This window comes from Paraburkholderia sp. LEh10, from assembly GCF_017814945.1.
In the GTDB taxonomy this organism is placed as follows: domain Bacteria; phylum Pseudomonadota; class Gammaproteobacteria; order Burkholderiales; family Burkholderiaceae; genus Paraburkholderia.
This window is the reverse complement of the sequence record NZ_JAGIPX010000001.1, coordinates 85,734-98,824: the sequence shown is the minus strand read 5'-3', so window position 1 is coordinate 98,824 and position 13,091 is coordinate 85,734. Positions and strand designations below refer to the sequence as shown.

Genomic DNA, 13,091 nt, shown 5'->3' with positions numbered 1-13,091 from the left:
TACACAGACAGCCCGAAGCTGCCGAATTTCCCCCAAGACCATCTGACGCGGAGAGTTTCATGAGCATCGATAAATCGCCTGAAGCAGTCGCCCACGCCGGCATCCGGCTCGAAGAGTTGACGCGGCGCGGCGCCTCGCGGCGCGACGTGCTGCGCGCGATGGCCGCGGGCGGACTGATGTCGCTGACGGGCGCGGGCCTGCTGGCGACGAGCAGCGCCGCATTCGCCCAGCAGCAGGGCAAGCCGAAGCAGGGCGGCAAGATTCGCGTGGCGACGCAGTCGGCCTCCGCCGCCGATACGCTCGACCCGGCGAAGGGCGCGCTCGGCACCGACTACGTGCGCGCGAACATGTTCTACAACGGCCTGACGGAACTCGACGCGCATCTTGGCGCGAAGATGGCGTTGGCGGAATCGCTGGATACGAAGGATGCAACCGTGTGGGTCGTCAAGCTGCGCAGCGGCGTGCAGTTCCACGACGGCAAGTCGCTCACGCCGAACGACGTGATCTATTCGCTGATGCGCCACAAGGATCCCGCTGTCGGCTCGAAAGCGAAGACGCTCGCCGACCAGATCAAGGAAGTGAAAGCGACGGGCCCGAACGAAGTGACGATCACGCTCGAAGGCGCGAACGCGGACCTGCCCGTGATTCTGGCGACGTCGCACTTCCTGATCATCAAGGACGGCACGACCGACTTCAAGACGGCCGTCGGCACGGGCCCGTTCAAGCTCAAGGAGTTCTCGCCGGGCGTGCGCACGGTCGGCGTGCGCAACGAGAAGTACTGGAAGCCGGGCATGCCGCATCTCGACGAGGTGGAGCTGATCGGCATCGGCGACGAATCGGCGCGCGTGAACGCGCTGCTGTCCGGCGACGTGCAACTGATCAACGCCGTGAGCCCGCGTTCGACGGCGCGCATCAAGGGCACGCCGGGCTTCTCCGTGCTCGAGACGAAGACGGGCCAGTACACGGACCTCATCATGCGCGACGAAGGCGGCATCACGGGCACGGCGGATTTCCGCCGCGGCCTGACGCATCTGATGGATCGCGAGCAGATTCGCCGTGCCGTGTTTCTCGGGTATGGCGCGATCGGCAACGACCAGCCGATCGATCCGACCAACAAGTACTATCTGTCGGGCCTGCCGCAACGCGCGTTCGATCCGGAGAAGGCGAAGTTCTATTTCCAGAAGGCGAAGCTCGGCAGCGCGCCCGTGCAGCTGTATGCGTCGCCCGCAGCCGAAGGCTCCGTCGAAATGGCGATGCTGCTGCAACAGGTCGCGCCGCAAGCAGGCCTGAATCTGCAGGTGGTGCGCGTGCCGTCCGACGGCTACTGGTCGAATCACTGGATGAAGCATCCGCTCGGCTACGGCAACATCAATGCGCGCCCGAGCGCCGACGTGCTGTTCACGCAGTTCTTCAAGTCGGATGCGCCGTGGAACGAAGCGAACTGGAAGAACCCGAAGTTCGACCAGATGCTGGTCGCCGCGCGCGGCGAACCCGACGACGCGAAACGCAAGAAGATCTACGGCGACATGCAGCAGCTCGTGCATGAAGACGGCGGCATCGGCATTCCGATGTTCCAGAGTTCGCTCGATGCGCATTCGTCGAAGCTCAAAGGGCTCGGCTCGATTCCGCTCGCCGGCCTGATGGGCTTCATGTTCGCGGAGAACGTCTGGCTCGAAGCCTGAGTCCGCTTTGCCATCACGCGTGCCGCCGATGCGCGGCACGCGGCTTATAAAGGAGGCGATATCCGATGAAAGCTCACGCGCAACGACTCATCGCCGCGCGCCTCGGTCTCGCGTTGCTGACGCTGCTGCTGGTGTCGGCGATCGTGTTCGCGATCACGGGCCTGCTGCCCGGCGACGCGGCGCAACAGGCGCTCGGCCAGGCCGCCACGCCCGAACAGGTCGCCGCCTTGCGCCACCAGTTCGGCCTCGATCAGCCCGCGCTGCAGCGCTATGTGCAGTGGCTCATGCATGTCGTGAGCGGCAACTTCGGCACGTCGCTGTCGAACAACATGCCCGTCAGCGAACTGATCGCGACGCGTCTGCCCAACTCGCTCGTGCTCGCCGGACTGACGGCGCTAGTGTCCGTGCCTGTTGCGCTCGTGATCGGCGTGTTGTCGGCGATGTTCCGCGGTTCGCTGCTCGACCGCGTGCTCAATGTGCTGACGCTGTCGACACTCGCCGTGCCCGAGTTCCTGATCGCGACGGTCGCCGTGCTCGTGTTTGCCGTGAAGCTGCGCTGGCTGCCGGCGCTGTCGTATCTATCGGAGGTGACGTCGTTCGGCGCGCTGCTGCGCATCTATGCGATGCCGGTGATGACGCTGTGCTGCGTGATCGTTGCGCAGATGGCGCGTATGACGCGCGCGGCGGTGCTCGACCAGCTGAATGCGTCGTATGTCGAGATGGCCTTGCTGAAGGGCGCATCGCCGATGCGCATCGTGTTACGCCACGTGCTGCCCAACGCGATCGGCCCGATCGCCAATGCCGTTGCGTTGAGTCTGTCGTATCTGTTCGGCGGCGTGGTGATCGTCGAATCGATCTTCAACTATCCGGGGCTCGCGAGCCTGATGGTCGATGCCGTCACGAACCGCGACATGCCGCTCGTGCAGGGCTGCGTGATGGTGTTCTGCGCGGCATATCTCGCGCTCGTTCTGATCGCCGACCTATGTCAAATCATCTCCAACCCGAGGCTGCGTCAACGATGAACCGACCCGCCACATCTCACGCAACGACCGTTCTCTACGCAACGCCCGACGAAGACGGCAAGCCGTGCGCCGACGCCCGCCACGAAGAGGCGCCTGCCGAACCGCAAGCCGTGCAGCGCGGGGCGCTGCGCCGCCTTGTGAACCGCTTCTCGCTGCTCGGCCTGACCGGTCTCTCGCTCGTCGTGTTCTGGCTTTGCGTCGCCTTCATCGGGCCATTGATCGCGCCATACAAGGGCGGGGCCGTGACGTCGACGGAAATCTTCGGCGTGTACAGCGCCGCGCACCCGCTCGGCACCGACTACCTGGGCCGCGACATGCTGAGCCGCGTGCTGTACGGCACGCAATACACGGTCGGACTCGCGCTTGCATCGACGGTGCTCGCGAGCTGCATCGGCACGTTCTTCGGTCTGGTCGCGGCCGTCTCCGGGCGTTGGGCCGATGAGATCCTCAGCCGTCTGTTCGATGCACTGATCTCGATTCCGAGCAAGGTGCTCGCGCTCGTCGTGATTGCGGCATTCGGCTCGTCGGTGCCGATGCTGATCCTGGTCGCCGCGCTCGCGTACATTCCCGGCGCGTTCCGCATCTCGCGCTCGCTCGCGGTCAACCTGATGACGCTCGAATACGTGCAGGTCGCGAAGGCGCGCGGCGAAGGGCTGTTCTACATCGCGCGCGTCGAGGTGCTGCCGAACATGATTCATCCGATGCTCGCGGACTTCGGCTTGCGCTTCGTGTTCATCGTGCTGCTGCTCTCCGGCCTGAGTTTTCTGGGGCTGGGCGTGCAGCCGCCGAATGCGGACTGGGGCTCGTTGGTGCGCGAGAACATCGGCGGTCTCGCGGAAGGCGCGCCTGCCGTGCTGATGCCCGCTGTCGCGATCGCCACGCTGACGGTCGGCGTGAATCTTCTGATCGACAGCCTGCGCCGCCATGGCGCGCGTGCTCACGGAGGCGGCCAATGAACATGATCGAAGTGAAAGACTTGCGCGTGGTCGCAGGCACCGCGCCCGATCCCGTCGTCCATATCGTGAAGGGCGTCGATTTCACGGTGAAGAAGGGCGAAGTGCTCGCGCTGATCGGCGAATCGGGTTCGGGCAAGACAACGATCGCGCTGTCGCTGCTCGGCCATGCGCGCGGCGGCTGCTCGATTGCAGGCGGCTCCGTGAAGATCGGTGGCGTGGACGTGTTGTCGCTCGACGACAGCGGGCGGCGCGCGCTGCGGGCGCGCACCGTGGCATACGTCGCGCAGAGCGCGTCGGCGGGCTTCAATCCGGCGCGCACGATCATGGATCAGGTGACGGAGCCCGCGCTTCTGCACAAGCTGATGACGCCCGCCGCAGCGCGCGGGAAAGCCGTCGACCTGTTCCGTTCGCTCGCGCTGCCGTCGCCGGAGACGATCGGCGCGCGCTATCCGCATCAGGTGTCGGGCGGTCAGTTGCAGCGCCTGATGGCGGCGATGGCGCTGATTACCGATCCCGCCGTCGTCGTGTTCGACGAGCCGACGACGGCGCTCGACGTGACCACGCAGATCGAAGTGCTCGCCGCGTTCAAGCGCGTGGTGCGCGAACTCGGCACGACGGCCGTGTATGTGTCGCACGATCTTGCCGTGGTCGCGCAGATGGCCGACCGCATCGTCGTGCTCAACGGCGGCATGGTGCGCGAGAACGGCACCACGGCACAGGTGCTCGACGCGCCCGCCGACGAATACACGCAGCAACTGCTTGCCGCGACGCGCCGTGCCGAACCCGACCTCGCGTCGACGGTTGCCGAAGGCCCGCCGCCGCTGCTCGAAATCCGCAATCTGAGCGCGGGCTATGGACGCATCGATGCGCACGGCGTGCCCGCCGTGCGCGTGCTCGACGACGTGAGCCTGAGGATCGCGCGCGGCTGCACGCTCGGCGTGATCGGCGAATCGGGTTCGGGCAAGACGACATTGGCGCGCGTGGTGGCGGGGCTGGTCGATCGGGCGCGCGGCGACGTGCTGCTCGACGGCAAGGCGCTGCCCGCGAAGCTCTCGGAGCGCACTCTCGATCAATATCGGCGCGTGCAGATCGTGTTCCAGAATGCCGACACGGCGCTCAATCCGAGCCGCACGATCGCCGATATTCTCGCGCGACCGATGAATTTCTATCACGGCCTGCGCGGCGCGGCCGCGCACAAGCGCATGCTCGAACTGCTCGATCTGGTGAAGCTGCCTGCGTCGGTGGCGAAGCGTCAGCCGGGCGGGTTGTCGGGCGGGCAGAAGCAGCGCGTGAATCTGGCGCGCGCGCTCGCCGCGAACCCGGCGCTGATCCTCTGCGACGAAGTGACGTCCGCGCTCGATACGGTGGTCGGCGCGGCGATCCTCGATCTGCTCGGCGAATTGCGGCGCGAGCTCGGCGTGTCGTACATGTTCATCAGCCACGACATTTCGACGGTGCGCGCGATTTGCGATGAAGTGATCGTGCTGTACGCGGGGCAATGTGTCGAAGCGGGTCAACGCGATGCGCTCGCGGCGCCGCCGTATCACCCGTACACCGGCTTGCTGGTCGATTCGGTGCCCGCATTGCGGCCGGGCTGGCTCGATTCGCGGCGCGCGCTGACGGGTGGCGCGTTGCCCGCGATGGGCGCAGCGGGCGATTCGAACGAACTGTGCAGTTTCCGCGCGCGCTGTCCGGCGCGGATCGACGGCAAGTGCAATGTCACGCGGCCACCGATGAAGAGACTGCCGTCGGGCGCGGAGATTCGTTGCCATCACTCGGCGGACGAACTGATCCGCATGCAGACGGCCGAGATGGTGGCGGCATGAAGGCGCGCTTCGTGAGAGTCGCGGAAACCGCGCGCAAGACATTCAACATCACCGTCGACGGCGTGGTCGCGCAGGCTTCTGAAGGCGACACGCTGATGGTCGCGCTGCTGACCACGCACGACACGCTGCGCGATTCCGAATTCGGCGACGGCCGACGCGGGGGCTTCTGTCTGATGGGTGCGTGCCAGGACTGCTGGGTCTGGACGTCGGAAGGCGAGCGCGTGCGGGCGTGCACCACGCCCGCGGCGCCGGGCATGTCGATCGTGACGCGCATGGCGCGTGCCGGGGAGGGCGTATGGCCGCGCAGCGGGACGTGAAGCCGTTGAACGTAATCGTGATCGGCGCGGGGCCGGCGGGCGTGCGCGCGGCGCAGGCGCTCGTCGAAGCGGGGCTGCGTCCGACCGTCATCGACGAAGGGCGGCGCGACGGCGGCCAGATCTATCGACGGCAGCCGGAAGGATTTTCGCGCACGTATGAAACGCTGTATGGGACGGAGGCATCGCGCGCGCAATCGCTGCATCGCGAGTTCGATGCGTTGCGCGCGCAGATCGACTATCTGCCCGGCACGCTGGTGTGGAATATCGGGCCCAAGGCGGTGCATGTCGTGAGCGGCACACGCTACGACGAACTGGCGTTCGATGCGCTGATCGTCTGCAGCGGTGCGACCGACCGGCTGATGCCCGTGCCGGGTTGGCATCATGCGGGCACGTTCAGTCTCGGCGGCGCGCAGGTCGCGTTGAAATCGCAAGGCTGCGCAGTGGGCGCGCGGACGGTGATGATGGGCACGGGGCCGCTGCTGTATCTGGTGGCGGCGCAATACGTGAAGGCGGGCGCGACCGTGAGTGCCGTGCTCGACACGTCGACGCTCGCGCAGCGCGTGCGTGCGTTGCCGCAGTTGCTGGCATTGCCGCAAGCGCTGCGCAAAGGCGTCGCGCTGATGCGCGTGTTGCGGCGCGCGCGCGTGGCCGTTCATCGCGGCGTGACGCCGCTTGCTATCGACGGTTCTTCCGAGCATGGCGTGACAGGCGTTCGCGTGAAGCTCGCGAGCGGCGCGACGCTCGATGTGAATTGCGATGCCGTCGCGCTCGGCTATCACTTGCGTTCGGAAACACAGCTGGCCGATCTCGCTGGCTGCGAATTCCGTTTCGACAGCGCGACGCAAACGTGGCTCCCGCATATCGATGGAGATGGCCGCAGCAGTGTCGCGGGCGTCTATCTGGCCGGCGACGGTGCGCGCGTGCGCGGCGCCGATGCGGCGGAACGCGCGGGCCGGCTCGCGGCGTTGGCCGCGCTGCGCGATGCGGGTATCGAACGCGAGGGCGCTGCATCGTTGCGCGCCCAACTCGCGCGCTATACGCGCTTCGCGGCAGGCTTGCGCGCGGCGTTTCCGTGGCCTGCGCGCTTCGCGGCTGCGCTGCCCGACGAGACCATCGTGTGCCGCTGCGAGGCAATTACGGCGGGCGAATTGCGGCACGTCGTGCGCGACATGGGCGCACTGGAAGCGAATCGCGCGAAGGCTTTTTCGCGTGTCGGCATGGGCCGTTGTCAGGGGCGCTTTTGCGCGCATGCAGGCGCCGAAGTGATCGCGGCCGAGGCACGCGTGCCGCTCGAGGCCGTCGGCCGGCTGCGCGGCCAGGCGCCCGTGAAGCCGCTGCCGATGGCGCTCGCACCGGCCCGCGCGTCCTCACACGCTTGCGAACGGGCGGATAACCACGCACAGGAGTTCAGCGAATGAGCGATCGTGCCGATGTGATCGTGATCGGCGGCGGAATCGTCGGGACGTCGACGGCGTTTTTTCTGCGGCGCCGGCGGCGTTCGGTGATCCTTCTCGAACGCGGGCTGACCGGGCAGCAGGCGAGCGGCGTCAACTTCGGCGGTGTGCGCCGGCAAGGGCGCATGCTGACGCAACTGGCGATGGCCAATCGCGCGCTCGATACGTGGCGGCGCTCGAAGGAACTGTTGGGCGAAGATGTCGAGTTCCTCGCGTCGGGCCACACCCGAGTCTGCTATCACGCGCACGACGCCGAATACTTCCATCGCTATGCCGCCGAGGCGCGCGCTTACGGCCTCGATCTCGAAGTGCTGGACGGCGCGGCGATGTTCAGGCGCTTTCCGTTTCTCGGCCGCGAGGTGCTGGCTGCGTCGATCTCACCGCTCGACGGCCATGCGAATCCGCGGCTCGCGGCGCCTGCGTTCGGCCGTGCTGCGGCACGATTGGGCGCGCGCATCGTCGAGAACACGGAGATCGTGCGCGTCGAGAAAGAGGCGGGCGGCTTTCGCGTCGAGAGTGCGGCGGGCGATGTGTATCGCGCGGAGCAGGTGTTGATCTGCACGGGCGCGTGGGCGAATACGCTATCCACGCAACTCGGGGAGCCCGTGCCGCTCGTCGCGCGCGGTCCACAGATGGCCGTGACCGAGCCGGTGCCGTATGTGTTCGGGTCGTCGATGGGCGTGTACACGTCGGTCAAGGCCGAGAGCGTCTACTTCCGGCAGATTCCGCGCGGCAATATCGTGCTCGGCGGCGGCCCGTCCGGTCCCGCCGATGCCGTGACGCGGCGCGCAGGTGTGCTGCCGGGGAACACGGTGCAGCAGATCGCGCAGTTCCGCCGGCTCGTGCCCGCGCTCGCTCCGTTGCATGTGATTCGCGTGTGGAGCGGCGTCGAAAGTTATCTGCCCGACTCCGAGCCGGTGATCGGTCCCAGTTCGAAATTGCCGGGACTTTTTTATGCGTTCGGCTTTAGTGGATCGGGGTTTCAGATTGGGCCGGGCGTCGGCGAAACGCTTGCCGAACTGATCGACACGGGCAGCACGCCGATTCCGCTCGATACGTTTTCGATCGCACGATTCCTGCGCGCCGCGACGGCGCAAGTCGCTACTAGCGAGGCTTCTTCATGAGTACCGTCGATGAGTCGCCGATCATCCTGCGGGATGCCGTTGCTTATATCGAAGCCAATTTCGATAAGACTGTGAGTCTTGCTCAGCTGGCTGAGCTTTCCGCGCTCAGTGTTTCGCGGTTTGCTACTGTGTTTCGTGAGCAGATCGGGCTTTCGCCTTATAGGTATTTGTGCGGCGTTCGGGTTAGGCGCGCGCAGGCTCTGTTGCTGGCGGGTATGCCTGGGGCTGTTGTAGCTACTGAAGTCGGGTTCTTTGATCAGAGCCATTTGGCTCGGCATTTCAAGAGGTTTTGTGGGATGACGCCGAGTGGGTTTTTGCGGAAGGCCAGGGGTTAGTGCGCTGGTTTGGGTTTGGGTTGGCAAATCCAACAAACGATCATTAAATAAAATCCATCAAAACCGCGCTATCAGATTGAGTTGAATTCTCGCGGGAGCATGAACGCAGGCCTTCAACCCAGCTGCCGCATCGCAGCACCCAAACCGAGCATCGGGTATTTCTTCTCGATGATCCGCATATCATTGCGAGTCTCTTCGATAAGCCAATCGCGCACGTCATCGACGATAGGCCGAAGCGGCTTATTAGCAGGTCGCACGAGACAACAACGGCGACTGGTGACGATCACTTCCTGCTCGGCGGGCAGCAAAGCCCCTTGAGCAAGCCAATGCGACACCACATTGAGCCACCCAAGCGCAATCCCCTGCCCAAGCAGCGCCGCCTGCACGACAATCGCGTAATCGCCGAAACTCAGCATGCCCGCGACGTGCCGCCCGTGCCCGGCAAACGCGCCGAAACGCTCGTGCCAGCCGCGCTCTTCGTCGTCCATGACGATCACCGTATCGCCGTGCTTGCGGCCTTCGTCGGTCTGCGCGTTCTCCAGATAACGCTCGTTGCAAACGGGCAGGAGCGTTTCGGGCATCACCAGCACCGCGTTATCGTCGATCTCGCCATCGTGCAGAAAACGCATGCCGAGATCGACATCGTTCAGCGGCCCGCCGATACGCCCCGATATCAGCTGGAAGCGCAGATCGATATTAGGGAAAGCCTGGTTCAACCGGCTCATGCGCGGCATCAGCCAGTGCGTGGTGAAACCCGTCGACACCGATAGCGTGACCGACTCCACGCCCGTCGCGCGGGCCTCGATTTCCCTGATTGCATTTTCGATGCCGTTGAAGCCTTCAGAAATCGCGCGATACAGAATCCTGCCGCTTTCCGTCAGCTCGATGCCCCCGCGTACCCGCTCGAACAGGCGCACGCCAATGTGATCCTCCATCCGCGCGAGCATGCGGCTCACGGCTGGCTGGCTCACATAGAGCTCCTGCGCGGCGCGCGTGAAGTTGCCGCAGCGTGCAGCCGCTTCGAACACGAACAGCGCATTGGCGCTCGGCAGTTTCCTGCGAAGGTTTGGCATGACCTGATGTTATGCCTGATCCAACAATTTGGGAATTGCCGTCAAAAAGAACGAGCCGTATATTTTTCTTAACGTATCCCCTTCCAGCGAGAGACACGCCATGGACGCACGTGCGAAAACGGGAGTATCGATCAGGTCGGCAACGAAGCGTTATGGCCCGGTGGTCGCGCTCGACGACGTATCGCTCGATATCGCGCCGGGTGAATTCGTATCGCTGCTCGGACCGTCCGGCTCGGGCAAGACCACGCTGCTCGGCATTCTGGGCGGCTTCGTGCAGCCCACCTCCGGCACCGTCTGGGTCGGCGAGCGCGACATTACATTTGCGCCGCCGCATAAGCGCAACATCGGCATCGTGTTCCAGAACTACGCGCTGTTTCCGCACATGACGGTCGGCGAGAACGTCGCGTTTCCGTTGCGCGCACGCCGCGAGCCGAAAGCGGGCTGGGCGAAGAAAGTCGCCGACGCGCTTGCGATGGTCGAACTGAACGGCTACGAGGCGCGCAACATCAGTCAGCTGTCGGGCGGCCAGCGTCAGCGTGTGGCGCTTGCACGCGCCATGGTGTTCGAACCGCAACTGATCCTGATGGACGAGCCGCTCTCCGCACTCGACAAGCAGCTGCGCGAAACCATGCAGATCGAATTGCGCCGTTTGCATCGCAAGCTCGGCGCGACGATCGTCAACGTCACACACGATCAACGCGAAGCGCTGACCATGAGCGACCGCGTCGCCGTGCTGAAAGACGGCAAGCTCGTGCAGATCGACACGCCCGAGCGTCTCTATGACCGTCCGTGCGATGCCTTCGTCGCGAGCTTCATCGGCGAAGCGACGTTGCTCGATGTGAGCCGCGCAGGCGACGACGCCGTGCGGCTCGGCGATGCCGTATTGCGCACCGCGCATCCTTTGCCGCGCGGCGACAAGCTGCTGCTCGCGGTGCAAACGGAAAAGCTCGTCATCGACGGCGGGGACGGGCACAACGGCTCGAACCGTCTGTCGTGCCGCGTCACCGAAGTGCTGTATCAGGGCGAGAGTCTGCGCGTGTTCGCCGCGCTCGCCGACGGCACGGCCATCAGCCTTCGACAGCCGGGCAGCCACGAAGCGCGCCGGCGCATTCCATCGCCGGGCGCGCAGATGACGGTTGCGCTCGACCCTCAGGACACGATCGTCGTGGCCGCCTGATTCAAGCCTGATTTAACCCACCGCCTGTGCACGGGCATGCCTTCTTACGCGATTCACGCAAACTGCTAAAGGGATGATGCAATGAAGCTCACCGATTTCAAGGTTCTGACGTTCGATGTCGTCGGCACGCTGATCAACTTCGAGAAGGGCGTGCTCGCGTCCGTGCGGCGCCTTGGCGGCGCGAAAGCGAAAGACCTGACCGACGACCAGATTTTCGGACCGTACATGGACGGCCGCGCGAAATATCCGGGCCGCTCGAGCCATGAAATGGCGAACGTGTATCTGCATCTCGCGAAAGAACTCGGCCTGCCCGACGACGCACAATCGGCTGCCGCCTTCCAGCGCGATGTGCTCGAATGGCCTGCGTTCGAAGATTCCGTCGCGGCATTGAAACGCCTGCGCAAGCACTATCGTCTCGTCGCGATGACGAATGCGGACCGCGTCGCGCTGTCGGCGTATGCGCATACGCTCGGCGATCCGTTCGACGATACCGTCTGCTGCGACGAAACGGGCGTCGCGAAACCGGATCCGCAATTCTTCGCGTACAACCGCGGCCGTCAGGCAGCGTTCGGCTACAAGTTCGGCGAAATCCTGCACACGGCGCAAAGCCAGTATCACGACATCGGCATTGCGACGAAGCTCGGCTACGCGACCTGCTGGATCGAGCGTCGCCAGGGGCTGAAGGGTTTCGGCGCGACACCCGTGCCCGAAGCCGTCACCGAGCCGACCTTCAAGTTCGCGACGCTCGCCGCGCTCGCGGATGCCGTCGAAGCCGAAGCGCGCGCGGCCTGATCATGCTCGCACCGACACCGCACAGGCCGCAGCCCGACTCGCTCTGGCGCGCGATGGCGGCGCGCTCGCCCGTCACGCATGCGCCCGTCAGCACCGGCTCGCCGCTCGCGCGCGATCTGATCGTCGACGTCGCGATCATCGGCGCGGGCTACTCGGGCCTCGCGGCCGCGTATGCGCTGCAAAAACGCGGCGTCGACTGTGCGGTGTTCGATGCGAACCCGATCGGCTGGGGCGCGAGCGGGCGCAACGGCGGCGTGGTGTCGTCGAAATTCCGTTTGTCGTTTCCGTCGATTGCGAGCGCGTACGACCTCGACACCGCAAAGCGCATGCACCGGCTCGCGCATGACGGCGTGCGGGTGGTCGAGCAGTTCGTCGACGAATTCAGGCTGGAGCGCGCGCAGTTCGAACGTACGGGCAGCCTGCGCTGCGCGCACACCGAGCGCGCGCTCGCGTCGATTCGCGCGGAAGCAGACTGGGTGCGCACGCAGCTCGGCGACACGTCAATGACCGTTCAGTCGCGCGAGGAGATCACGCACGAAACAGGCTCGAACGGTTTCGTGGGCGGCGTATTGAGCGCCGATGCGGGCACGATTCTGCCGCTCGAATATGTGCACGGCATCGCGCGCGGTTTGACGGCGCGCGGCGTGCCCATCTACGAATCGACGCCGGTACTCGACATGACGCGCGTGCAGAATGGCGCGATGCTTCGCGTACCCGGCGGCAGCGTGCGTGCGAAGCAGGTGATCGTCGCAACGAACGCCTACTCGAATCTCACCGCTGCGACCGCGCCGTTTCAACGCGAACTCGTGCCGTTCCGCAGTGCGATGATAGCGACGGAAAGCCTGTCGCCGGAACTGGACGCGAAGCTGATGGTCAACCGCCGGAGCTACACCGAAACGCGCCGCATGATGAAGTGGTTTCGCAAAGTGGACGGACGCATGCTGTTCGGCGGTCGCGATGCGTTCGGCAAGGAAGGTCAGGACACGGGCTTCGCCGCCTTGCAGCGCGCGATGGTCGCGCTCTTTCCCGATCTCGCCGGCGTGGGTGTCGAGTATCGCTGGTCGGGCTATGTGGGCATGACGTTCAACGCATTGCCGCATGTCGGCCGCAGCGACGATGTCACGACATTCTGTCTTGGGTATAACGGTGCCGGTGTCGCGATGGCGAGCCTGATCGGCCAGCATGCCGCGGCGCTCGCGCTCGGCGACAAGCCCGAGCTTGCATTGCTGGCGCAGCAGGGTCTGCGGCCAGTGCCGTTTCATTCGCTGCGCGCGCCGGGTGTCCGGTTCGTCGCCGCGTGGTATCAGTTTCTCGACGCCGTGGGTGCATGATG

Annotated in this window: 12 protein-coding genes; 11 read left to right on the top strand and 1 reads right to left on the bottom strand. The window is 65.2% G+C overall.

Features of this window, described 5'->3' with window-relative positions; all coding sequences use genetic code 11:
- Positions 1 to 59 precede the first annotated feature (59 nt).
- From J8I87_RS00460 to J8I87_RS00425, 8 genes are all read left to right on the top strand, one after another.
- Entirely contained in the window at positions 60 to 1,682 is a 1,623-nt protein-coding gene (locus tag J8I87_RS00460; protein ID WP_209929487.1) for an ABC transporter substrate-binding protein, read from the top strand.
- A 65-nt stretch (positions 1,683 to 1,747) separates the two neighbouring features.
- Positions 1,748 to 2,704 carry an ABC transporter permease gene (locus tag J8I87_RS00455; RefSeq protein ID WP_209929486.1) on the top strand — a complete coding sequence of 319 codons (957 nt, stop codon included), beginning with the start codon at positions 1,748 to 1,750 and terminating at the stop codon, positions 2,702 to 2,704.
- A complete protein-coding gene (locus tag J8I87_RS00450; protein ID WP_209929485.1) occupies positions 2,701 to 3,660 on the top strand; it encodes an ABC transporter permease in 960 nt (319 codons plus the stop codon). The genes J8I87_RS00455 and J8I87_RS00450 overlap by 4 nt, the downstream gene beginning before the upstream one ends.
- Positions 3,657 to 5,486, top strand: coding sequence for an ABC transporter ATP-binding protein (locus J8I87_RS00445; protein ID WP_209929484.1), 1,830 nt, complete (start codon positions 3,657 to 3,659; stop codon positions 5,484 to 5,486). Before J8I87_RS00450 ends, J8I87_RS00445 begins: the two co-directional genes overlap by 4 nt.
- The gene (locus tag J8I87_RS00440) at positions 5,483 to 5,803 is read left to right on the top strand and encodes a (2Fe-2S)-binding protein (protein WP_209929483.1); all 321 of its coding nucleotides are present in this window, start codon (positions 5,483 to 5,485) and stop codon (positions 5,801 to 5,803) included. The genes J8I87_RS00445 and J8I87_RS00440 overlap by 4 nt, the downstream gene beginning before the upstream one ends.
- The gene (locus J8I87_RS00435) at positions 5,782 to 7,221 is read left to right on the top strand and encodes an NAD(P)/FAD-dependent oxidoreductase (protein WP_209929482.1); all 1,440 of its coding nucleotides are present in this window, start codon (positions 5,782 to 5,784) and stop codon (positions 7,219 to 7,221) included. Before J8I87_RS00440 ends, J8I87_RS00435 begins: the two co-directional genes overlap by 22 nt.
- Positions 7,218 to 8,381 carry an FAD-binding oxidoreductase gene (locus tag J8I87_RS00430; RefSeq protein ID WP_209929481.1) on the top strand — a complete coding sequence of 388 codons (1,164 nt, stop codon included), beginning with the start codon at positions 7,218 to 7,220 and terminating at the stop codon, positions 8,379 to 8,381. Before J8I87_RS00435 ends, J8I87_RS00430 begins: the two co-directional genes overlap by 4 nt.
- Complete coding sequence (locus tag J8I87_RS00425) at positions 8,378 to 8,716, top strand: helix-turn-helix domain-containing protein (protein WP_209929480.1); 339 nt, start codon at positions 8,378 to 8,380, stop codon at positions 8,714 to 8,716. The genes J8I87_RS00430 and J8I87_RS00425 overlap by 4 nt, the downstream gene beginning before the upstream one ends.
- 113 nt (positions 8,717 to 8,829) lie before the next feature.
- Here the strand turns inward: J8I87_RS00425 and J8I87_RS00420 are convergent, their stop codons facing one another.
- A complete protein-coding gene (locus tag J8I87_RS00420; protein WP_209929479.1) occupies positions 8,830 to 9,789 on the bottom strand; it encodes a LysR family transcriptional regulator in 960 nt (319 codons plus the stop codon).
- Between the two features lie 100 nt (positions 9,790 to 9,889).
- On the opposite strand from J8I87_RS00420, the gene J8I87_RS00415 reads away from it, so the two are divergent.
- From J8I87_RS00415 to J8I87_RS00405, 3 genes are all read left to right on the top strand, one after another.
- Positions 9,890 to 10,966, top strand: coding sequence for an ABC transporter ATP-binding protein (locus tag J8I87_RS00415; protein ID WP_209929478.1), 1,077 nt, complete (start codon positions 9,890 to 9,892; stop codon positions 10,964 to 10,966).
- A gap of 81 nt (positions 10,967 to 11,047) precedes the next feature.
- On the top strand, positions 11,048 to 11,758 hold the full coding sequence (locus tag J8I87_RS00410; RefSeq protein ID WP_209929477.1) for an HAD-IA family hydrolase: 711 nt from the start codon (positions 11,048 to 11,050) through the stop codon (positions 11,756 to 11,758).
- 2 nt (positions 11,759 to 11,760) lie between these two features.
- Positions 11,761 to 13,089, top strand: a complete 1,329-nt coding sequence (locus J8I87_RS00405) for an FAD-binding oxidoreductase (protein ID WP_209929476.1) — start codon at positions 11,761 to 11,763, stop codon at positions 13,087 to 13,089.
- Positions 13,090 to 13,091: the final 2 nt, after the last annotated feature.

What these genes read in the sequence shown, in the direction of transcription:
- J8I87_RS00420 (WP_209929479.1), bottom strand. Translation starts at nt 9,789, where the DNA reads ATGCCAAACCTTCGCAGGAAACTGCCGAGCGCCAATGCGCTGTTCGTG.
- J8I87_RS00450 (WP_209929485.1), top strand. Translation starts at nt 2,701, where the DNA reads ATGAACCGACCCGCCACATCTCACGCAACGACCGTTCTCTACGCAACG.
- J8I87_RS00445 (WP_209929484.1), top strand. Translation starts at nt 3,657, where the DNA reads ATGAACATGATCGAAGTGAAAGACTTGCGCGTGGTCGCAGGCACCGCG.
- J8I87_RS00435 (WP_209929482.1), top strand. Translation starts at nt 5,782, where the DNA reads ATGGCCGCGCAGCGGGACGTGAAGCCGTTGAACGTAATCGTGATCGGC.
- J8I87_RS00440 (WP_209929483.1), top strand. Translation starts at nt 5,483, where the DNA reads ATGAAGGCGCGCTTCGTGAGAGTCGCGGAAACCGCGCGCAAGACATTC.
- J8I87_RS00425 (WP_209929480.1), top strand. Translation starts at nt 8,378, where the DNA reads ATGAGTACCGTCGATGAGTCGCCGATCATCCTGCGGGATGCCGTTGCT.
- J8I87_RS00455 (WP_209929486.1), top strand. Translation starts at nt 1,748, where the DNA reads ATGAAAGCTCACGCGCAACGACTCATCGCCGCGCGCCTCGGTCTCGCG.
- J8I87_RS00460 (WP_209929487.1), top strand. Translation starts at nt 60, where the DNA reads ATGAGCATCGATAAATCGCCTGAAGCAGTCGCCCACGCCGGCATCCGG.
- J8I87_RS00415 (WP_209929478.1), top strand. Translation starts at nt 9,890, where the DNA reads ATGGACGCACGTGCGAAAACGGGAGTATCGATCAGGTCGGCAACGAAG.
- J8I87_RS00405 (WP_209929476.1), top strand. Translation starts at nt 11,761, where the DNA reads ATGCTCGCACCGACACCGCACAGGCCGCAGCCCGACTCGCTCTGGCGC.
- J8I87_RS00410 (WP_209929477.1), top strand. Translation starts at nt 11,048, where the DNA reads ATGAAGCTCACCGATTTCAAGGTTCTGACGTTCGATGTCGTCGGCACG.
- J8I87_RS00430 (WP_209929481.1), top strand. Translation starts at nt 7,218, where the DNA reads ATGAGCGATCGTGCCGATGTGATCGTGATCGGCGGCGGAATCGTCGGG.